This is a genomic window from Streptomyces sp. M41 (genome assembly GCF_043673425.1).
In the GTDB taxonomy this organism is placed as follows: Bacteria; Actinomycetota; Actinomycetes; order Streptomycetales; family Streptomycetaceae; genus Streptomyces.
This window is the reverse complement of record NZ_JBIMKE010000020.1, coordinates 66622-86767: the sequence shown is the minus strand read 5'-3', so window position 1 is coordinate 86767 and position 20146 is coordinate 66622. Positions and strand designations below refer to the sequence as shown.

23 protein-coding genes are annotated in these 20146 nt (G+C 72.3%); 5 read left to right on the top strand and 18 right to left on the bottom strand.

Annotation, left to right across the window (positions count from 1 at the left end; translation table 11 throughout):
- Positions 1 to 17: 17 nt before the first annotated feature.
- From trpC to hisI, 6 genes are all read right to left on the bottom strand, one after another.
- Positions 18 to 827: an indole-3-glycerol phosphate synthase TrpC gene (trpC, locus tag ACHBTE_RS23505; RefSeq protein ID WP_394726023.1), complete on the bottom strand. Its 810-nt coding sequence runs from the start codon at positions 825 to 827 to the stop codon at positions 18 to 20.
- Between the two features lie 137 nt (positions 828 to 964).
- The gene (locus ACHBTE_RS23500; protein WP_394726022.1) at positions 965 to 1411 is read right to left on the bottom strand and encodes a DUF2752 domain-containing protein; all 447 of its coding nucleotides are present in this window, start codon (positions 1409 to 1411) and stop codon (positions 965 to 967) included.
- Positions 1412 to 1489: 78 nt separating this feature from the next.
- Entirely contained in the window at positions 1490 to 1741 is a 252-nt protein-coding gene (locus ACHBTE_RS23495) for an HGxxPAAW family protein (RefSeq protein WP_394726020.1), read from the bottom strand.
- 182 nt (positions 1742 to 1923) lie between these two features.
- Positions 1924 to 2565, bottom strand: a complete 642-nt coding sequence (locus ACHBTE_RS23490) for a TIGR02234 family membrane protein (RefSeq protein WP_394726018.1) — start codon at positions 2563 to 2565, stop codon at positions 1924 to 1926.
- A gap of 112 nt (positions 2566 to 2677) precedes the next feature.
- Positions 2678 to 4165, bottom strand: coding sequence for an anthranilate synthase component I (locus ACHBTE_RS23485; protein ID WP_394726017.1), 1488 nt, complete (start codon positions 4163 to 4165; stop codon positions 2678 to 2680).
- Positions 4166 to 4176: 11 nt separating this feature from the next.
- Positions 4177 to 4578, bottom strand: coding sequence for a phosphoribosyl-AMP cyclohydrolase (gene hisI / locus ACHBTE_RS23480; RefSeq protein WP_394726016.1), 402 nt, complete (start codon positions 4576 to 4578; stop codon positions 4177 to 4179).
- A gap of 82 nt (positions 4579 to 4660) precedes the next feature.
- Between hisI and ACHBTE_RS23475 the strand changes: the two genes are divergently transcribed.
- Positions 4661 to 5296 carry a TIGR03085 family metal-binding protein gene (locus ACHBTE_RS23475; protein ID WP_394726014.1) on the top strand — a complete coding sequence of 212 codons (636 nt, stop codon included), beginning with the start codon at positions 4661 to 4663 and terminating at the stop codon, positions 5294 to 5296.
- A gap of 31 nt (positions 5297 to 5327) precedes the next feature.
- Here ACHBTE_RS23475 and hisF read toward each other — a convergent pair whose 3' ends face one another.
- Genes hisF through hisD form a run of 8 tightly spaced genes read right to left on the bottom strand, consistent with a single transcriptional unit; the run spans position 5328 to position 11057 of the window.
- Positions 5328 to 6083: an imidazole glycerol phosphate synthase subunit HisF gene (gene hisF / locus ACHBTE_RS23470; protein WP_394726013.1), complete on the bottom strand. Its 756-nt coding sequence runs from the start codon at positions 6081 to 6083 to the stop codon at positions 5328 to 5330.
- Complete coding sequence (locus ACHBTE_RS23465) at positions 6080 to 6502, bottom strand: RidA family protein (RefSeq protein WP_394726011.1); 423 nt, start codon at positions 6500 to 6502, stop codon at positions 6080 to 6082. Before ACHBTE_RS23465 ends, hisF begins: the two co-directional genes overlap by 4 nt.
- Positions 6499 to 7224 carry a bifunctional 1-(5-phosphoribosyl)-5-((5-phosphoribosylamino)methylideneamino)imidazole-4-carboxamide isomerase/phosphoribosylanthranilate isomerase PriA gene (gene priA, locus ACHBTE_RS23460; RefSeq protein WP_062719041.1) on the bottom strand — a complete coding sequence of 242 codons (726 nt, stop codon included), beginning with the start codon at positions 7222 to 7224 and terminating at the stop codon, positions 6499 to 6501. Before priA ends, ACHBTE_RS23465 begins: the two co-directional genes overlap by 4 nt.
- A 4-nt stretch (positions 7225 to 7228) precedes the next feature.
- Positions 7229 to 7873 carry an imidazole glycerol phosphate synthase subunit HisH gene (hisH, locus tag ACHBTE_RS23455; RefSeq protein ID WP_394726009.1) on the bottom strand — a complete coding sequence of 215 codons (645 nt, stop codon included), beginning with the start codon at positions 7871 to 7873 and terminating at the stop codon, positions 7229 to 7231.
- Positions 7864 to 8028, bottom strand: coding sequence for a hypothetical protein (locus tag ACHBTE_RS23450; protein ID WP_394726007.1), 165 nt, complete (start codon positions 8026 to 8028; stop codon positions 7864 to 7866). The genes hisH and ACHBTE_RS23450 overlap by 10 nt, the downstream gene beginning before the upstream one ends.
- Positions 8029 to 8032: 4 nt before the next feature.
- Entirely contained in the window at positions 8033 to 8626 is a 594-nt protein-coding gene (hisB, locus tag ACHBTE_RS23445) for an imidazoleglycerol-phosphate dehydratase HisB (protein ID WP_394726006.1), read from the bottom strand.
- Positions 8623 to 9735 (bottom strand): histidinol-phosphate transaminase, encoded by a 1113-nt coding sequence (locus ACHBTE_RS23440; RefSeq protein WP_394726005.1) that lies wholly within the window; start codon positions 9733 to 9735, stop codon positions 8623 to 8625. The genes hisB and ACHBTE_RS23440 overlap by 4 nt, the downstream gene beginning before the upstream one ends.
- Positions 9732 to 11057 carry a histidinol dehydrogenase gene (hisD, locus tag ACHBTE_RS23435; protein ID WP_394726003.1) on the bottom strand — a complete coding sequence of 442 codons (1326 nt, stop codon included), beginning with the start codon at positions 11055 to 11057 and terminating at the stop codon, positions 9732 to 9734. The genes ACHBTE_RS23440 and hisD overlap by 4 nt, the downstream gene beginning before the upstream one ends.
- 188 nt (positions 11058 to 11245) lie before the next feature.
- Between hisD and ACHBTE_RS23430 the strand changes: the two genes are divergently transcribed.
- The 4 genes from ACHBTE_RS23430 to ybaK all read left to right on the top strand — a co-directional run bounded on the left by ACHBTE_RS23430 (position 11246) and on the right by ybaK (position 15489).
- Positions 11246 to 12823 carry an oxidoreductase gene (locus ACHBTE_RS23430; RefSeq protein ID WP_394726002.1) on the top strand — a complete coding sequence of 526 codons (1578 nt, stop codon included), beginning with the start codon at positions 11246 to 11248 and terminating at the stop codon, positions 12821 to 12823.
- A 218-nt stretch (positions 12824 to 13041) separates the two neighbouring features.
- Positions 13042 to 14085: a hypothetical protein gene (locus ACHBTE_RS23425; protein ID WP_394726000.1), complete on the top strand. Its 1044-nt coding sequence runs from the start codon at positions 13042 to 13044 to the stop codon at positions 14083 to 14085.
- Positions 14086 to 14096: 11 nt separating this feature from the next.
- Complete coding sequence (locus ACHBTE_RS23420) at positions 14097 to 14834, top strand: LON peptidase substrate-binding domain-containing protein (RefSeq protein WP_394725999.1); 738 nt, start codon at positions 14097 to 14099, stop codon at positions 14832 to 14834.
- A 148-nt stretch (positions 14835 to 14982) separates the two neighbouring features.
- On the top strand, positions 14983 to 15489 hold the full coding sequence (ybaK, locus tag ACHBTE_RS23415) for a Cys-tRNA(Pro) deacylase (protein ID WP_394725998.1): 507 nt from the start codon (positions 14983 to 14985) through the stop codon (positions 15487 to 15489).
- Positions 15490 to 15865: 376 nt separating this feature from the next.
- Here the strand turns inward: ybaK and ACHBTE_RS23410 are convergent, their stop codons facing one another.
- The 4 genes from ACHBTE_RS23410 to ACHBTE_RS23395 all read right to left on the bottom strand — a co-directional run bounded on the left by ACHBTE_RS23410 (position 15866) and on the right by ACHBTE_RS23395 (position 19975).
- The gene (locus ACHBTE_RS23410) at positions 15866 to 16645 is read right to left on the bottom strand and encodes an AAA family ATPase (RefSeq protein WP_394725996.1); all 780 of its coding nucleotides are present in this window, start codon (positions 16643 to 16645) and stop codon (positions 15866 to 15868) included.
- A gap of 34 nt (positions 16646 to 16679) precedes the next feature.
- Entirely contained in the window at positions 16680 to 17504 is an 825-nt protein-coding gene (locus ACHBTE_RS23405; RefSeq protein ID WP_394725994.1) for an ABC transporter permease, read from the bottom strand.
- 61 nt (positions 17505 to 17565) lie between these two features.
- A complete protein-coding gene (locus ACHBTE_RS23400; protein ID WP_394726077.1) occupies positions 17566 to 18540 on the bottom strand; it encodes an ABC transporter ATP-binding protein in 975 nt (324 codons plus the stop codon).
- 214 nt (positions 18541 to 18754) lie between these two features.
- Complete coding sequence (locus tag ACHBTE_RS23395; protein WP_394725993.1) at positions 18755 to 19975, bottom strand: NYN domain-containing protein; 1221 nt, start codon at positions 19973 to 19975, stop codon at positions 18755 to 18757.
- Positions 19976 to 20146: the final 171 nt, after the last annotated feature.

Here is a 20146-nt window from a genome sequence, read left to right as displayed (position 1 = left end):
GCAACTCTATCGGGTGATCAGCTTCGGCCGTGCCGCAATGCCGGGTGCTCGCCCGCCGCCACCAGGTCGGAGACCGCGGACTTCGGGTCCTTGCCGGTCACCAGGGACTCGCCGACCAGAACGGCGTCGGCTCCGGCGTTGGCGTAGGCGATCAGGTCGTGCGGGCCGCGGACGCCGGACTCGGCGATCTTGACGATGGTGTCGGGGATCTCGGGCGCGACGCGCTCGAAGGTGCCGCGGTCGACCTCGAGGGTCTTGAGGTTGCGGGCGTTGACACCGATGATCTTGGCGCCCGCGTCCACGGCCCGCTCGACCTCGTCCTCGTCGTGCACCTCGACCAGCGGGGTGAGTCCGATGGACACCGCGCGCTCGATCAGGGACTCCAGGGCGGGCTGCTCGAGCGCCGCGACGATCAGCAGCGCGAGGTCGGCGCCGTAGGCCCGGGCCTCCCAGAGCTGGTACGACGTGACGATGAAGTCCTTGCGCAGGACCGGGATGTCCACGCGGGCGCGGACGGCCTCCAGGTCGGCCAGCGAGCCGCCGAAGCGGCGCTGTTCGGTGAGGACGGAGATGACGGCCGCGCCGCCCGCCTCGTAGTCCGCGGCGAGCCCGGCCGGGTCGGCGATCGCGGCCAGCGCGCCCTTGGAGGGGCTGGAGCGCTTGACCTCGCAGATCACCTTGACGCCGTCGCCCTTGAGCGCGGCGACGCCGTCCTTGGCCGCGGGAGCCTTGGCCGCGCGCTCCTTGAGCTCGTCGAGGCTGACGCGCGCCTGCCGCTCCGCGAGGTCGGCACGGACTCCGTCGATGATCTCGTCGAGCACACTCACGCGAGCGGCCCCCTTTCAGACGGTCGACTGTGAAAGCGGTACGAAACCTATGGTCACTGCGATGGTATCCGGAGGTGGGCACAGGCCTCGCATCCGGTTGACGCCGGTCCCACCAGCTGGACTTTTCCCACGGTCGCTCATGGGTGCAGCCAGCCACCGAACGGCAGGTTCCGGACAACGGTGAAAACCAGCAGCAACGCGCCCGAGGCCCACAGCTGCGCGGGCCCGAGCTCGACCCTGAACGGCCGGCCGCGCACCGCACGGATCACCCAGACGGTCCACAGCGCGGCGAAGAGGACGTAGCCGAGCACGGCCAGGGCGTTGTCCTGGAGGGCCGCCAGGAGGTCCCCGTGGGCGATCGCGTGCGCGCTGCGCAGTCCGCCGCAGCCGGGGCAGTAGATGCCGGTGTACTGCAGGAGGGGGCAGGCGGGGTAGTGGCCGGGTTCGTTCGGGTCCACGGCCCCGACGTACGCGAAGGCTCCGACGACGGCCGCGAGGACCCCGGCCGGAAGAGCCAGGCGTGCCGTCACGGCGCCGGCACCGGGCCGCGTCGCCCGCTCACTGTCGGCGTTCACGTCAAGCATTGTGCCCCCGTACACGCCTGAGGGGCGCCCCGGGCACTCCATCGGTGCCGGTCGCCCCTCAGCGAAGTCCTGCGGTGCTCAGGCCTTGACGCTCGCCGTCTCGCGCTCATGCGCCATGAGCAGCGCCTTGTGAGCGTCCTTGGGCTGGCCCATGCCCATGGAGCGCATGATCCAGCCGATGATGCCGCCGAGGACGACGACACCCATGCCGGCCCAGAAGCCTGCGGGCTGGGCCAGCACCATGAAGGCTCCCGAGACGCAGAAACCGATGAAGGCGATCGAAACACCGGTCCAGGCGGCCGGGGTGTGACCGTGGCTGCTGCCCGCCATTGCTTGCTCCTCGTTGCTGATCTACATGTCCGAGCCGGACGCTCGCTGCCATTGTTCCGTATGCGTGAGCATGAGGTGATCGGGGGTGGCCTTCGCGGGTCGCCGCGGGGTGCGGCGCCGGGACACCGCCCGTGGGGCGCTCCTGCTGGGCGCGGGAACGCGGTGCGGAGCCGTCAGGCCGGTCAGGCCCCGGTGGGGTCCTCGCCCCGGTCGAGGGCCTTCCAGAGCTCCTCGGGGCGGTCGGGGTCGGCCGGCTGGGCCCTGCGGCGCGGACGGGGTACGCCGCCGCGCTCGTAGCGGCCGGACATCCCGGGCCACACCCGGCCGTAGCGCAGGGCGAGCAGCCCGGCGATCAGGATCAGCAGGCCGCCGACGGCAGCGACGTACGGCCAGGCCGTGTGGGTGAGGGCGTCGACGGTGGCCGAGGTGTCGCCGGAGGCCCGTGCGGCCTGCTCGTCGAGCGCGGAGCTGTCGGAGGCGCCGAGCAGGGCCGCGGCGACGATGCCGGCGCCGGAGAGCGCGAGCAGGCCGGCGACGACGAAGCGGCCGGCCTTGCGTACGGCGAAGACGGCGACGAGCGCGGCGAGCCCCACTATGGCCAGGGCCGCGGGGACGCCCGTGACGTCACTGCCCCTGGCGGTGAGCGGGAACGGGCCGCCGGCCACCGTCACGGTGCCCTCCGACCAGCGCTGCCGGGTGGCGAGCAGCGCGACGGCCGCGCCGAGCGCGCCGCACAGCAGGGCCAGGGCGAGACTCATACGGCCGGCCCGGGCGGAACCGGGGGCTTCGGGACGGGGGTGCGGTACGGCAGTCACGTACTCCACTATCACCCGAAGTCCGAACGATCAGTCACCCGGGGTTCGGTGATACCGGCCACCCGGGGTCCACGGAGCCGACCCGGGCCCACCCGAGTCCGCGCGAGGCAGCTGGCCGGCCTCAGCCGAGCCGGTTGGCCGTGTGGACCGCGCGCAGCACCGCCGCCGCCTTGTTGCGGCACTCGGTGTCCTCCGCGACCGGGTCCGAGTCGGCGACGATGCCCGCGCCCGCCTGGACGTACGCGGTGCCGCCGCGCAGCAGGGCCGTACGGATCGCGATGGCCGTGTCGGAGTCGCCGGCGAAGTCGAGGTAGCCGACGCAGCCGCCGTACAACCCGCGCCGCGACGGCTCGAGTTCGTCGATGATCTGCATCGCGCGGGGCTTGGGGGCGCCGGAGAGGGTGCCGGCCGGGAAGCAGGCCGTCAGGACGTCGAAGGCCGTACGGCCGGGTGCCACGCGTCCCGTCACGGTCGAGACGATGTGCATCACGTGCGAATACCGCTCGATGGACATGAAGTCGACGACCTCGACGGAGCCCGGCTCGCAGACCCGTCCCAGGTCGTTGCGGCCGAGGTCGACCAGCATCAGGTGCTCGGCGCGCTCCTTGGGGTCGGCGAGCAGTTCGTCGGCGAGGGCCTGGTCCTCCTGCGGGGTCGCCCCGCGCCACCGGGTGCCGGCGATGGGGTGGACCATGGCCTGCCCGTCCTCGACCTTGACCAGCGCCTCCGGCGAGGAGCCGACGACGTCGAAGCCGTCGAAGCGGAACAGGTACATGTACGGGGAGGGGTTGGTGGCCCGCAGGACCCGGTAGACGTCCAGGGCGCTTGCCGTGCAGGGCGTTTCGAAGCGCTGGGAGGGGACCACCTGGAACGCCTCGCCGGCCCGGATGCGCTCCTTGATGTCCTCGACGGCCTCCTGGAAGTCCTCGCCGCCCCACAGGGCGGTGCAGTCGGGGAGCTCGGAGGGCGGCAGGACGGCGGGCGGCTGGGCGACCGCGCGCGAGAGGTCGGCCTCCATGGCGTCGAGGCGGGCGACGGCGTCGGCGTGGGCCTCGTCGACACCGGTGTCTAGGTCGTTGTGGTTGATCGCGTTGGCGATCAGCAGGACGGAGCCCTCCCAGTGGTCCATGACGGCGAGGTCACTGGTGAGCAGCATGGTCAGCTCGGGCAGCTTCAGGTCGTCGCGCTCGCCGGGGCCGATCTTCTCCAGGCGGCGGACGATGTCGTAGCCGAGGTAGCCGACCATGCCGCCGGTGAAGGGCGGCAGGTTCAGGTCGTGGGCGAGGTCGCGCGGGGTGTGCAGGGCCTCGATGGTGGCGCGCAGCGCGGCGAGCGGGTCGCCCCCGGCGGGGACGCCGACGGGCGGGGTGCCCAGCCAGTGGGCGTGGCCGTCGCGTTCGGTCAGCGTCGCCGCGGAGCGTACGCCCACGAACGAGTAGCGGGACCAGGACCGGCCGTTCTCCGCGGACTCCAGCAGGAAGGTGCCCGGGCGCTCGGCGGCGAGCTTGCGGTAGAGAGCTACGGGGGTGTCGCCGTCGGCGAGGAGCTTGCGGGTGACCGGGATGACGCGCCGGTCGGTGGCGAGCTTGCGGAAGGTCTCGAGGTCCATGGCGGCTGACCCTACTGATCCGCGGACGGTGCGCCGGCATCGGCGCCGCCCTTGAACAGCACGTCCTCGTCGAAGCAGGTGCGCGCGCCCGTGTGGCAGGCGGCGCCGACCTGGTCGACCTGGACGAGCACGGTGTCGGCGTCGCAGTCCAGCGCGACCGACTTCACCCACTGGAAGTGGCCGGAGGTGTCGCCCTTGACCCAGTACTCCTGACGGCTGCGGGACCAGTAGGTGCAGCGGCCGGTGGTGAGCGTGCGATGCAGCGCCTCGTCGTCCATCCAGCCGAGCATCAGCACCTCTCCGGTGTCGTACTGCTGGGCGATGGCGGGCAGGAGCCCGTCCGCGCTGCGCTTGAGGCGTGCGGCGATCTCGGGGTCCAGCCGGCTGGGCCGACGGGGCGTACTGGTGGTCATGCAGCCATTGTGCCGCCTGCCACTGACAGTGACCGTCCCCCGTCCACTGGGCGGACCCGGTACGCGGTCGTAGGCTGACTACATGTCGACCTTCGCCAAGCGTGAACGACTTCTTCTGGCCGACCTCTTGGAGGCCGAGGGCCCCGACGCGCCCACCCTCTGCGAGGGCTGGACGACCCGTGATCTCGCCGCGCACGTGGTGGTGCGCGAGCGGCGCCCCGACGCCGCCGCCGCGCTGCTGATCAAGCAGCTCGCACCGCGCCTGGACAAGGCGATGGAGGAGTTCACGGCGAAGCCGTACGAGGAGCTGATCCAGCTCATCCGCACCGGCCCGCCGCGCTTCTCGCCGTTCCAGCTCAAGCCGATCGACGAGGCGTCCAACACGATCGAGTTCTATGTGCACACCGAGGACGTCCGCCGCGCCCGCCCGGACTGGACGCCGCGCGAGCTCGACCCGGTCTTCCAGGACGCCCTGTGGTCCCGTTTCGAGCGGTCCGCCCGCCTGGTGGGCCGCAGCGCCCCCACCGGCCTGGTGCTGCGCCGCCCCGACGGCCAGACGGCGATCGCCCACAAGGGCACCCCGGTCGTCACGGTGACCGGCGAGCCCTCGGAGCTGCTCCTGTTCGCCTACGGCCGCCAGAGCGCCGCCGACGTGGAGGTGGACGGCGACAAGGAAGCGATCGCCAAGCTGCACGAGGGGAAGCAGCTGGGGATCTGAGGATCACGGGTGAGCGGGGCCGACCCGGGTCTTACCTGACGGGGTGCCCCGCCCCCCGCAGCGTGTCCTTCACCTCGCCGATCCGCAGATCCCCGAAGTGGAACACGGACGCCGCCAGCACCGCGTCCGCCCCCGCCTCGACGGCGGGAGGGAAGTCGGCGAGCTTGCCGGCGCCGCCGGACGCGATCACCGGGATCGTCACGTGCTTGCGTACCGCCCGGAGCATCTCCAGGTCGTAGCCGTCCTTGGTGCCGTCCGCGTCCATCGAGTTGAGCAGGATCTCCCCCGCGCCCAGCTCGGCCGCGCGGTGCGCCCACTCGACGGCGTCCATGCCGGTGCCGCGGCGGCCACCGTGGGTGGTGACCTCGAAGGTGCCCTCGGGGGTGCGCCGCGCGTCGACCGAGAGGACCAGCACCTGCCGGCCGAAGCGTTCGGCGATCTCGCGGATCAGGTCGGGCCGGGCGATGGCGGCGGTGTTGACGCCCACCTTGTCGGCGCCCGCGCGCAGCAGCCTGTCCACGTCCTCGGCCGTGCGGACACCGCCGCCGACCGTCAGCGGGATGAAGACCTGCTCGGCCGTGCGGCGCACCACGTCGTACGTCGTCTCGCGGTTGCCGGACGACGCGGTGATGTCCAGGAACGTCAGCTCGTCGGCGCCCTCGGCGTCGTACACCTTGGCCATCTCGACCGGGTCGCCCGCGTCGCGCAGGTTCTGGAAGTTGACGCCCTTGACGACCCGGCCGTTGTCCACGTCCAGGCAGGGGATGACTCGGACCGCCAGGGTCATGAATCCACGGCTCCTCTAACGTCCTCTGAGCCTCTGAAGGCTTCTATTTCCACTTCGACCAGGATGCGTGAGTCCACGAAACCCTCGACGACCAGCAGCGTCGAGACGGGTCGTACCGCATCGAAGAGCTCCTTGTGGGCCCGGCCCACGGCGTCCACGTCACGCGCGTGGGTCAGATACATCCGGGTGCGGAGTACGGACCCGACGCCGAGCCCGAACTCGCCGATCGCCTCGATCGCGCTGGTGAAGGCCACCTTGGCCTGTTCGTACGGGTCGCCCTCGCCGTACAGCACATCGCCCTTGAAGGCGGTCGTGCCGCCCACCAGGACACGGTCGCCCGCCGCGACGGCGCGTGCGAACCCGAAGGACTCTTCCCAGGGACTTTTGCTCTGCACGCGCCGTACGGCATCGGACGTCATGACGAGACAACCTCCAGGGCCTCTTCCAGGGTGAACGCCTTCGCGTACAGGGCCTTCCCGACGATGGAGCCCTCGACACCGAGGGGGACCAGCTCGGCGATCGCGCGGAGGTCGTCCAGGGACGAGACCCCGCCCGAGGCGACCACCGGGCGGTCGGTGGCGGCGCAGACGTTCTTCAGCAGCTCCAGGTTCGGGCCCTGGAGGGTGCCGTCCTTGGCGATGTCGGTGACGACATAGCGGGCGCAGCCCTCGTTGTTGAGGCGCTCCAGCGTCTCGTAGAGGTCGCCGCCGTCGCGGGTCCAGCCCCGGCCGCGGAGCGTGGTGCCCCGTACGTCCAGACCCACCGCGATCTTGTCGCCGTGCTCGGCGATGACCTTGGCGACCCACTCGGGGGTCTCCAGCGCGGCCGTGCCGAGGTTCACGCGGGTGCAGCCGGTGGCGAGCGCGGCGGCGAGCGAGGCGTCGTCGCGGATGCCGCCGGACAGCTCGACCTTGATGTCCATCGCCTTGGCGACCTCGGCGATCAGCTCGCGGTTGTCGCCGGTGCCGAAGGCGGCGTCCAGGTCGACCAGGTGCAGCCACTCGGCGCCCGAGCGCTGCCAGGCGAGGGCGGCCTCCAGCGGGGAGCCGTAGGAGGTCTCGGTGCCGGACTCGCCGTGCACGAGGCGGACGGCCTGGCCGTCACGGACGTCGACGGCGGGGAGGAGTTCGAGCTTGGCCATGTCTCTACAGGGTTCCGATCCAGTTGGTGAGCAGCTGCGCTCCGGCGTCGCCGGACTTCTCGGGGTGGAACTGCGTGGCCCACAGGGCGCCGTTCTCCACGGCGGCCACGAAGGGCTTGCCGTGTGTCGACCAGGTGACCAGCGGTGCGGTCATCAGCGGGTTCTCGGTCTCCAGCGTCCAGTCGTGGACGGCGTAGGAGTGCACGAAGTAAAAGCGGGCGTCCGCGTCCAGGCCGGCGAACAGCTCGGAACCGGCCGGCGCGGCCACGGTGTTCCAGCCCATGTGGGGCACGATGTCGGCCTGCAACGGCTCCACCGAGCCCGGCCATTCGCCGAGGCCCTCGCTCTCGACGCCGTGCTCGATGCCGCGCGCGAACAGGATCTGCATGCCGACGCAGATGCCCATCACGGGCCGCCCGCCGGCCAGCCGCCGTTCGACGATCCAGTCGCCGCGGGCGCCCTTCAGCCCCTGCATACAGGCGGCGAAGGCGCCGACGCCCGGCACCAGCAGGCCGTCTGCGTTCATGGCCCGGTCGAAGTCACGGGTGATCTCGACGTCGGCCCCCGCGCGCGCGAGGGCGCGTTCGGCCGACCTCACATTGCCGAAGCCGTAGTCGAAGACGACGACGTCCTTGGTGCTCAATTCCACACCTCCAGCCGCATGACGCCGGCGACGAGACACATCGCGGCGGCGATCGAGAGCAGCACGACGAGGCTCTTGGGCATCTCCTGCTTGACGAAGGAGATGATTCCGCCGACGAGGAAGAGGCCGACGACGATCAGGATGGTGGACAGCCCGTTCATGGGATTACAGGGCGCCCTTCGTCGAGGGAAGGATGCCGGCCGCGCGCGGGTCGCGCTCGGACGCGTACCGCAGGGCCCGGGCCAGCGCCTTGAACTGGCACTCCACGATGTGGTGCGCGTTGCGCCCGTAGGGGACGTGCACGTGCAGCGCTATCTGGGCCTGGGCGACGAAGGACTCCAGGATGTGCCGGGTCATCGTGGTGTCGTACGCGCCGATCATCGGCGCCATGTTCTCGGGCTCGGTGTGCACGAGGTAGGGGCGGCCGGAGAGGTCGACGGTGACCTGGGCGAGGGACTCGTCCAGCGGGACCGTGCAGTTGCCGAACCGGTAGATGCCCACCTTGTCGCCGAGGGCCTGCTTGAAGGCGGCGCCCAGCGCGAGGGCGGTGTCCTCGATGGTGTGGTGGGAGTCGATGTGCAGGTCGCCCTCGGTCTTCACGGTCAGGTCGAACAGACCGTGCCGGCCGAGCTGGTCGAGCATGTGGTCGTAGAAGCCGACGCCTGTCGACACATCGACCTTGCCGCTGCCGTCGAGATCGATCTCGACGAGCACCGACGTCTCCTTGGTGACTCGCTCCACGCGTCCTACGCGGTTCATGTGCTCTGCTCCTTCTTGACTTCTCGTACCGCGTCGAGGAACGCGTCGTTCTCTTCGGGAGTTCCGGCGGTGACCCGCAGCCAGCCCGGCACGCCGTTGTCCCGGACCAGGACGCCCCGGTCGAGGATCCGCTGCCAGACGGCGTGGGCATCGTCGAACCGCCCGAACTGGACGAAGTTGGCGTCCGAGGCGGTGACGTCGTAGCCGATGGCGATCAGTTCGCTCACCAGCCGGTCCCGCTCCGACTTCAGCTGCTCGACGTACTTGAGCAGCGTGTCGGTGTGCTCCAGCGCGGCCAGGGCGGTCGCCTGGGTGACGGCCGACAGGTGGTACGGCAGCCGTACGAGCTGGACGGCGTCCACCACCGCGGGGTGCGCGGCGAGGTAGCCGAGGCGCAGGCCGGCGGCGCCGAACGCCTTCGACATCGTCCGGGAGACGACGAGATTCGGCCGGCCCTCGATCAGCGGCAGCAGTGAGTCGCCGTGGCTGAACTCGATGTACGCCTCGTCGACCACGACCATCGACGGCTTCGCCGCCTGCGCGGCCTCGTACAGCGCGAGGACGGTCTCGCCCGGGACCGCGTTGCCCGTGGGGTTGTTGGGCGTGGTGATGAAGACGACGTCCGGCCGGTGCTCGGCGATCGCCTTCTCGGCGGCCTCCAAGTCGATCGTGAAGTCGTCGTTGCGGGGGCCGGAGATCCAGCCGGTGCCGGTGCCGCGCGAGATGAGCCCGTGCATCGAGTACGACGGCTCGAAGCCGATCGCCGTGCGCCCCGGTCCGCCGAAGGTCTGCAGCAGCTGCTGGATGACCTCGTTGGAGCCGTTCGCCGCCCAGACGTTGGCGAGGCCGACCTGGTGGCCGGAGGTGTCGGTGAGGTACTCGGCGAGCCGGGTGCGCAGCTCCACCGCGTCCCGGTCGGGGTAGCGGTTGAGGTGGCGGGCCGCCTCACGGACGCGCTCGGTGATCCGCTCGACCAGCGGCTCGGGCAGCGGGTAGGGGTTCTCGTTGGTGTTCAGCCGTACGGGGACGTCCAGCTGGGGCGCGCCGTAGGGGGACTTGCCGCGCAGCTCGTCCCGCACGGGGAGGTCGTCGATGCGTACGTCGCTCACTTGCTCTCGGGTACCTTCCAGCCGAACCTTGCCTTGATCGCCGCGCCGTGCGCCGGCAGATCCTCCGCCTCCGCCAGCGTGACCACGTGATGCGCGACCTCGGCCAGCGCGTCCTTCGTGTAGTCGACGATGTGGATGCCGCGCAGGAAGGACTGGACCGACAGGCCCGAGGAGTGGCAGGCGCAGCCGCCGGTGGGCAGGACGTGGTTGGAGCCGGCCGCGTAGTCGCCGAGCGAGACCGGGGCCCAGGGCCCGATGAAGATCGCGCCGGCGTTCTTCACCCGGTCGGCCACGGCGGCGGCGTCGGCCGTCTGGATCTCCAGGTGCTCGGCGCCGTAGGCGTCGACGACCCGCAGGCCCTCCTCGACGCCGTCGACCAGGACGATCGCGGACTGCCTGCCCTTGAGGGCCGGCACGATCCGGTCGTCGATGTGCTTGGTGGCCGCGACCTGCGGCTCCAGCTCCCGCTCGACGGCGTCCGCGAGCTCGACGGAGTCGGTGACGAGCACGGCGGCGGCGAGCGGGTCGTGCTCGGCCTGGCTGATCAGGTCGGAGGCGACGTGCGCCGGGTCGGCGGTGGCGTCGGCCAGGACGGCGATCTCGGTGGGGCCCGCCTCGGCGTCGATGCCGATCTTGCCGGTGAAGTAGCGCTTGGCGGCGGCGACCCAGATGTTGCCGGGACCGGTGACCATGTTGGCGGGCGGGCAGGACTCGGTGCCGTACGCGAACATGGCGACGGCGGTGGCGCCTCCGGCGGCGTAGACCTCGTCGACGCCCAGCAGCGCGCAGGCCGCCAGGATCGTCGGGTGCGGGAGCCCGCCGAACTCGGCCTGGGCGGGCGAGGCGAGCGCGATGGACTCCACGCCGGCCTCCTGGGCCGGTACGACGTTCATGACCACGGAGGACGGGTAGACCGACCGGCCGCCGGGTGCGTACAGCCCGACCCGCTCGACCGGCACCCACTTCTCGGTGACCGAGCCGCCGGGCACGACCTGGGTGGTGTGCGTCGTACGGCGCTGCTCGCGGTGGACGAGCCGGGCACGGCGGATGGACTCCTCCAGCGCGGCGCGCACGGCCGGATCGAGCTCGGTCAGGGCCTTCTCGAGTGCCGCGGCGGGCACTCGCACCTGGTCGAGCCGCACGCCGTCGAACTTCTCGGCGAAGTCGATCAGCGCCCCGTCGCCACGATGATGCACGGCCTCGCAGATCGGACGCACCTTCTCCAGGGCGGCCTGAACATCGAAGTCGGCTCGGGGCAGCAGGTCGCGCAGGGCGGGACCCTCGGGAAGGGCGTCGCCGCGCAGATCGATTCGGGAGATCACGGGCTCAATTCTCTCAGACCCGCGTCGTGAGCCGTCCGCGCGTTCCAATGGCTGATACGAGAGCCCGCCGGGACCTGGAAGATCCAGCGGGGGACACAGCACGTCTAGTGTTCGGGGCGTTACTCAGCGGGCAGAACGGTTGTACGCAGGCAAGCGGCTCGCGAGTGGCAGGGGAGGAAGGAACAGCTGTGACCGAGGGGGCCGGTACCCCGGAGGGGGACCTGCCGGACGGTCTGACCGCCGCCGAGGCCGGCATGTGGCAGGCGTTCCGCAACGGCAGCGTGTACGACCTGAGCAGCGGGGACACGGTCGTCGACGATCCGCACGGCGGACACCCCTGGGGCGAGGAGCGGACGGTGCGCGCGCGCATCATCTGCTGGCTGCTGCTGGACGGGCCGCCCGCGCTGGCGGGCCGGGTCTCCTCGCTGAAGCTGGTCGGGGTGCGGATCACCGACGCGGTGGACCTCGCGGGCGGCACGGTGGTGCCGTACGTCGAGCTGCGCGGCTGCCGTTTCGACCGGGAGGTCCGGCTGCCGGAGGCCCGCTTCACGACCGTACGGATGGTGGACTGCGCGGTGCCGCGCCTGGAGGCCGCCCGGGTGCACACCGAGGGCGACCTGCATCTGCCGCGCTGCCGGTTCCACAACGGCGTCCGGCTGACCGACGCCCACATCGGCACGGATCTCATGCTCAACCAGGCGATCGTCTACCGCGACCGCAGTGGCCGCTCCATAGCCGCGGACGGCATCACCGTGGGCCAGGACCTCCAGGCCGAGATGCTCGAGGCGCACGGCGAGCTGAGCCTGCGCGGCGCGAGCATCGGCGTGTCGCTGAGCCTGCGGGGCGCGCGGCTGGTCAACCCGTACACCCGGCTCGCGCTGAACGCCCCGCAGCTGACCGTCGGGCGCACGCTGTATCTGACCCCGGCCGGTATCGGCAGTCCGCTGCTGAGCGGCCGTACTCCCGCGCGCGGGACGCGCATCCAGCGGTTCGCGTGCCAGGGCGGGGTGCGGCTGGACGACGGGCGGTTCGGGGACGCGGTGGACCTGGAGCGGGCCCGGTTCACCTTCACCGACGACCAGGAACTGTCGCTGCGCCGCATCCAGACGCCCGAGCTGCGCTTCCTCGGGGAGCAGCCGGAGCGCGGCGGGGTGGTGATGTCGGGGGCGCGGATCGTGAACCTGATGGACCGGGCGGACGCCTGGCCCGGCCCCGGCCGGCTGCACATGGGCGGCTTCACCTACGAGAACCTCGTGCCGCGCGGTCCGTTCCCGCTGGAGATGCGGCTGGAGTGGGTGGCCGCCGCGACCGCCGAGTACACCCCGGAGCCGTACGAGCTGCTGGCCACGGTGTTACGGGCCGGCGGTGAGGACGAGGACGCGCGCGAGGTGCTGCTCGCCAAGCAGCGCCGCCGCCGCGAGACGCTGCCGCTGGCGGCCAAGCTGTGGGGTTACGTGCAGGACTGGACGGTCGCCTACGGCTATCGGCCGGGCCGCGCGGCCGTGTGGATGGCGGTGCTGTGGGCGGCGGGCTCGGTGGCCTTCGCGAACGCCGCGCCTCCGCCGCTCAAGGGCGGCGAGCATCCGACCTGGGACCCGGCCCTGTTCACCCTGGACCTGCTGCTGCCGGTCATCGACCTGGGCCAGGTGGGGTTCTGGCAGCTGAGCGGGGGCTGGCAGTGGCTGTCCGCGGCGATGATCCTGCTGGGCTGGATCCTGGCGACGACAGTGGCGGCGGGGGCGACACGGCTGCTTCGGCGGAGCTGATGAGACCGGCGGTACCGAGGGACCGGCGGAGCTGAGAGGGCCGGCAGAGCCGAGAGGGAACAGCGGGGCTGAGAGGGATCAATGGGGCTTCTGAGGTGAACTTATGAATGTCGGACAGTTGTTGAACACTTGACCTTTACCCGTTCTTGACCCATCCGCGTACAACTTTCCATGGGTTGCCCGTTCCCTCTGGCGCGGGCCCGACCAGCCGTCTTTCAATGGTCGGCACCATGGCTCTGCTGCTCCCGTTCGGCCGCTCGCCCCGGACGCCAAGGACCGTAGATCACCCGGACGCCGGGCTCCCCGCCGACTCCGAGGTGCTGCTCGACGCGCCCGACGACCACCTGGGACCCGCGCTGGTCGCGGCCGGGCAGGGCGCCTACGACACCGCCGCCGAGCTGCTCGCCGCCACCCGACTCCAGTCCCGCTGGGAGTACCGGGACGGATACGTGCTGCGGCTGGCCGCCTTCGCGCGCTCGCGGCCGGAGTGGCTGCAGGCGTGGTGCGCCGCCGCCCCGCAGGACCCGGACGCGCTGCTGGTCAAGGCGCAGCTCGCGGTGGACCGCGCCTGGCAGTCGCCGGCCCGGGCGGAGCTGCTGCGCGGGGTGAGCCCGCTGATCACCGCCGCCGCCCGCGCCGACGACCGCGACCCGGTGCCCTGGCGCATCGCGCTGGACCACGCGCGCGGCTCCCGCGCCGGGCACATCTACTTCGGGGAACTGTGGGAGGCGGCGCTGCGCCGCGCCCCGCTGCACTACGGCTGCCATGTGGCGGCCCTGCGCTATCTGGCCTCGTCCTGGCACGGCTCCCACCGGGAGTGCTTCGACTTCGCCGACCGGGCCGCGCAGGACACCCCGGCCGACTCCCTCGTGCAGGCCCTGCCGACCCGGGCCGCCTTCGCCTACCTGACCGACGGCTGCGGTCCGGGCGTGCCGCCCGAGCGGCTGGACGCGGCGGCCGACCGCGCGGTCGCGCTGTCCCGGCGCTTCCCGGAGGCCGACCTGTGGGCGGCCGGGGTCCGCAACAAGCTGACGTACGTCCTGGCCAGGCTGGGCCGCTGGGAGGACGCCCTGGAGCAGCTGCGCCTGATCGGGCCGTACGCCACCTCGTTCCCGTGGAGCCGGTTCTCGGACGATCCACTAGGCCGTTTCCTGGACGTACGGGACGAAGTACGGCAGCGAGCGGGCGCCGCCGCCCCGCGAGCGCGTGCCCGCCATCCACGCAGTGGGCACCCTGAACGTGTTCACCCCGGTGACCACTAGGCTTTGACGCCGTGACCGTCCGCCTTCCGCTCTTCCCCCTGAACTCGGTGCTGTTCCCCGGGCTCGTGCTCCCGCTCAACGTCTTCGAGGAGCGCTATCGCGCCATGATGCGCCAGCTGCTGAAGACCCCTGAGGAGGACCCGCGCCGTTTCGCCGTCGTGGCGATCCGCGACGGCCATGAGGTCGCCCCGAGCGCGCCCGGCATGCCGGACCCCACGGCGCTGCCCGAACGCGGCCCCGCCGCCGGATTCGGCACGGACCCGGTCAAGGCGTTCCACGCCGTGGGGTGTGTGGCGGACGCGGCAACGATCCGGGAGCGGGCCGACGGCACGTTCGAGGTTCTGGCGACCGGAACCACGCGGGTACGCCTGACCTCCCTGGACACCTCGGGACCGTTTCTGACGGCCGAGCTGGAGGAGCTGCCGGAGGAGCCGGGGGACGAGGCGGGTGCCCTGGCGGAAGGGGTGCTGCGCGCTTTCCGGCAGTACCAGAAGCGGCTGGCGGGAGCCCGCGAACGCTCCCTGTCCACCACGACCGACCTGCCGGACCAGCCCTCGGTCGTGTCCTACCTGGTGGCCGCCGCGATGATGCTGGACACCCCGACGAAGCAGCGCCTGCTCCAGGCACCCGACACCGCGTCCCGGCTGCGCGACGAACTGAAACTCCTTCGCGCCGAGACGTCGATCATCCGTACGCTGCCGTCGCTGCCGGCGTCGGACCTGACGCGCGGGCCCACGAGCCTGAACTGAGCGGGCGTGGCGGGTGCGTGGCGGGGCCGTGGCGGGGTTGGGATGCCGAGCCCGCTGGGCGTGCCGGGGCTGCCGGGCCTGCCGGGCCTGCCGGGGCATCAAGGACACGGGATTCCGGGATATCGGGGAAGTCGCGAGGTTGGCGGACATGGCGAAGAAGTCGAAGAAGCAACAGCAGCAGTCGGGCGGCACGCCCGCGACAGTCGCCCTCACGGCCGCGGGCGTCGTGTACACGACCCACTCCTACGACCATGACCCCTCCCACCCGTCCTACGGCGAGGAGGCGGCGCAGGCCATGGGCGTGTCACCGGACCGGGTGTTCAAGACGCTGGTGGCGGACGTGGACGGAAAGCTGACCGTGGCCGTGGTTCCGGTGGCGGGCCAGCTCGACCTCAAGGCCCTGGCCGCGGCGGTCGGCGGCAAGCGTGCGGCCATGGCCGACCCGGCCCTGGCCGAGCGCACCACCGGCTATGTGCGGGGCGGCATCTCCCCGCTGGGCCAGCGCAAGAAGCTCCCGACGGTCCTGGACGCGTCCGCGTCCGCCCACGCCACGATCTGCATCTCGGCCGGCCGGCGCGGCCTGGAGGTGGAGCTCTCCCCCGACGACCTCGGCAAGCTCACGGACGCGGTCGTGGCCCCCATCGGGCGTGCGTGACCTCTCGACGGCGGGGGTGTCCTCGGCTAAGTACGAGGGACATGTCGAAGAAGACGCGGAAACGGAAGTGGCGCATCAAGAAGGGCCGTTCGAACCACGGACGCCGCCCGGCGTGACGGGCGACGTCCTGCACCGGCCCGCGGGTCCGGGCCCGTCGGGCTCTTGAGACCCGTGGGTCGGAGCCCGTCCGGCGTTTGAGAACCGTGGGTCGGAACCCGTCCGGCGTATGAGAACCGCGCGTCCGAACCCGTCCGGCGTATGAGAACCGCGCGTCCGAACCCGTCCGGCGTATGAGAACCGCGCGTCCGAGCCCGTCCGGCGTATGAGGTGGAGCAAGGAGGCCCGTCCAGGGCCGAACCGGGGATCCGAGGGGGCCTCAGGCCCCACCCGCGCCCTGCTGCGGCGGTGCCCCGTTCGGCCCGTGCCGCTCGCCCTCCCCCGGCTGCGCGTACGGATCCACGTCCCGCGGCCCGAACAGCGCCGTCAGCCCCAGATGCACCACCAGCGCGGCCAGCGGCCACGCCAGCCAGGCGCCCTTGGCCTCCAGCTTCAGCGGTGCCGAGAAGGTCACGCCCCGGCCAGCGTCCTTCGCCTGGGCGATCACATCCCCCGAAGGCCCGAGCCACACCCCGACCCGCCAGGCCAGCAGCGACCCGAGGAAGGCGCCGACGGCCAGCGCCACCACCAACGGCACGCCTCCGCGCCGCCGCCAGAGGAACGCGGCGACCGCGCTCACCAGGCCGAACGCGAGTGCGAGCAGGGTGAACGTGCCGTCCACCCCGATCGCCTGCTCCCCCTCGGTGTCCTTGAAGTAGACGACCCAGCTCTTGTCGACGACGTCCCCGACCAGCGGCACGCTCGGCGCCAGCCACCACCACAGCACCCCGAGCAGCGCGCCACCCAGCGCCAGCACCACCGTGACCACGGCGGCCTCTCGCAGTTCGGTCTTCATACCGGGACCGTCCTGTCCGTAGGAGCCGGGTATCCCGTACGCGCCGGGAGCGCCGTGCGCACCGGGCGGCGCGCCGTACGGGCCCGGTGCGCCGTACCCGGCGTCCTGCGGTGCGGATGCCGGATGCCCGGCCGCGGGCGGATGCCACGCCTGGTTGGAGGAGTGGTCGTGCGGCGGCGGAGGAGGAGTCAGCGGAGCGGTCACCCTGCCATCGTGCCAAACGGCCCTGTGCCGCGCGTCACCGGACGGCCGCCCGGCGGTACGCCCAGGTGGCGACGGCCAGCGAGACCACGCCCACCAGGGCGCACACGGCCAGGTCTCCGAGCACGAACGCCCAGTCGGGCCGCTCCCCGAAGGTCCGCGCGAAGGCCTCCACGCCGTAGGTCGACGGCAGCAGATCCCGCGCGAACCGCACCACGTCCGGCATCCGGTCGGCCGGCAGGACACCCAGCAGCAGTGCCGCCGACATCCCCAACTGGCCGAGCAGCGTGGCCAGTTCCGGCCGGGGCGCGAGCAGCCCGAGGGCCGCCCCCAGTCCGGCGAGCGCGGCCCCGGCCAGCGGGATCACCGCCACGAGCACCCACAGATGCGCCATCGGCAGCCCGAACAGCACGCACCCGAACACCGCCGTCACCACGGTCCCCGGCACGGTGAAGGAGGCGTACGCCCCCGCCGCGCCCAGCACCACCGCGGCGGGCGGCACCGGCAGCGTCGCGTAGTGGTCGAGCCCGCCGCTGGCCCGCAGCTGCCCGAAGTACTGCGCGAGCAGGTTCAGAGCGACGAAGGCGACCACGAGCACCGACGAACCGGCGACGACGGCCTGCGCCTCGGCGCCGCCGTCCACGACCCCGCGCATCAGGATCATGATCCCGATCGACTGGAAGGTCGCCACGAACAGCAACGGGATCCGCGCGACCCTCGCCCGGGACAGCTGCGCCCGGTACACGGCGCACAGCGACGGCCACAGCCGCGCACGCGGTCCGAGCTCGGCCGCGGCCGGAGCGGCCGTCTCGTCGACGGCCAGGGCGCTGCCCGGCAGAACCTCGGCGGGTACGACACTCACGTGGCGCTGCTCCCTTTCACACGGGGGTTCACTCCGGATACGGATGCGGCGGTCTGCGTGCTCAAGCCTTCACCAGTCCCTGCTGCGCGTCCCCGCCCAGCGCCAGATACACGTCCTCCAGGCTCGGCGTGGCGAGCGTGAAGTCGTCCAGCGCGGCGAACGCGGCACCGCCGGTCACGGTGGCGACGACCGCGCGGGCCTCCTCAGGGGCGAGCCGCAGCGTCCAGCGCCGGCCGGACTCCACGACCCGGTCCCGCAGCGCGGCGACCTCGGGCACGTCCAGCGGCGCCCGGTCCCGCCACAGCAGTTCCACGCGCACCTCGCCGGCGACCCGCTCCTTGAGCCCGGACGGCGTGTCGCAGGCGATCACACGGCCCCGGTCGAGCACCGCGACCCGGTCGAGCACGGTCTCGGCCTCGATGACGTTGTGGGTGACGAGCAGCACGGTCGTCCCGCGCTCCGCCCGCCGCCGGTCCACGGCCGACCACACGGCCCTGCGCGCCACCGGGTCCATCGCGGTGGTCGGCTCGTCGAGCACGAGCAGGGGCCGCTCCCCGACGAGCGTGGCGGCGAAGCAGGCCAGCCGCCGCTGCCCGCCGGACAGCTTCTTCAGGGGCCGCGCGGCGAGCGGTGTCAGCCCCAGCTCGTCGAGGACGGCGTCCCGCTCGTCCCTCGCCTGCCGTACGTCCAGGCCGCGCAGCCGCCCGGTCGTCTCGGCGGCGAGCGACACGGTCAGCTCGTCGAGGGCGGTCGACTCCTGGCCGAGGTAGGCGAGGATGCGGGCGGCCCGCTCCGGGTGCCGCACGATGTCGTGCCCGAGGATCTCGACGCTGCCGGCGTCGGGCCGCATCAGCCCGGTCAGCTGCCGTACGAGGGTGGTCTTGCCGGCGCCGTTCGGGCCGAGCAGTCCGAAGATCTCGCCGCGCCGGATGTCCAGCCGTACGTCGTCGGTGGCCCGCACCTCGGGCGTGGCGGGCGTGCCGCGGCGCCCTCGTACGGCCGGGTAGGTCTTGGTCAGCCCGCGCACGGCGCACACGACATCACCAGGGTGCCGAAGTGCCTGTGTCACGCGCGTACTCACAAGGGACGAGACTACGGGGTCCGGCCCCCCGCTCCGCTCCCGGGTCGGCCACTCGCCACAAATCGCCTGCTCACCGCCCGAAATCCACCGGCGCCCAGGAAACCACCGCAACGGCCCTCAACTCCGACGGCCCGTCCCGGCGGCTGCGGCCTCGCCGCGAGGGCCCGGTTCACTCGCCCGCGGATGCGTGCTCGGCGGCCGTCCGCACGTCGATCTCCCGCCAGAACCCGGCCCGGATCGCGTACCGGTCGTGCTCGTCGATCTGGTCGTCCTTGTGCGCGAGCAGCCCGAACCGGGCCGCGTATCTGAGCAGCTCGCCGTCGATCCGGTGCGGGATGCGCGGATACATGCCGGACAGCCGTTGCAGATGGCTCTGGTCCCCCAGCCGCTCCATCCACCGCCGTGCGAAGACCTGACCCACCTCGTAGGGGTCGCCGCCGACCGTGGTGATGTCCTCCTCCCGGTCTGCCCAGCGCTGCTCCGCCGTGGTCAGCTGGGCGAGCGTCGGCATCGAGGACGCGTCGGGCGGCTCGGCGGCGACGCCGGGCCGGTCCACCCACCCCTTGTCCGAGGACCAGCGCAGCGTGGCACTCGCCGGGGGCTGGGCCGGCTGGAGGCCGGGCGCGCGCAGGGCGGCGAGGTCCTTCGGGGTGGGGACGCCCTTGGGTGCCGGGACGCGCTCCTGCGCGCCGTTCTCCGACGCGGTGATCGCCGGGGCGTGCTCGCCCTCCTCGGCGGTCCGCTCGGGCGCCGAGGCGAGCGCGGACTCGGGCAGCGGCGCGGACAGGATCGCGGCGATCTCGGGCCGGGGCACGGGTGGCGGCGCGCACACCCCGGTGAGCTCCTTGGCGCGTACGGCCTTGGTGATCCACGTACGGTCCAGCACGCGCCGTTCGTCGGCCTCGGCGACCAGGTCCTCGGACTGGTTGTAGTCCCCGTCGGCGGCCTGCACGGCCCACAGATGTACGGCGACGCCGTGCTCCTTGGCGGCCATCATGCCCGGCAGCAGATCGCCGTCGCCGGTCACCAGCACCACGTCCGAGCAGGCGCGGTTGCGGGCCAGCTCGGTGAGCTCGGCGTGCATCGCGGCGTCCACGCCCTTCTGCGCCCAGCGGCCGTCGCTGCGGGTCAGCGCGCCCAGCCGGACGGTGACCCGGGGCATCACGCGCAGTCTGCGGTGCTCGGGCTGGGGGACGCGGTCGGGGGCACCGTCGAACCAGTAGATGCGCAGCAGGGGCTGCTGGGTGTCGGACTCGGCGCGTTCGCGCAGGCCCTGGATGAGGGCGGTGTGGTCGACAGTGATCCGGGACCGGGAGGGCTCCCCGGCGAGGAGGCTGGCGGCGGCCCCCAGCAGATACCCGGCGTCCACCAGGACGATGCAGCGGTCCACGCGACTCACCCTCTTCCTGGGAGGTTTGCTTGGGGCTTCCTTCGAGTCTGCCCGACCACGCGGGGGTTAACGGGCCGAACTCGATCTTCGGCGTGGCGTTTCGGGGCATCGGCGCCGAGGCGCGCCACGCCTCGCGCCCGGACAACCGCCGCTACACACGGTAATTATCCG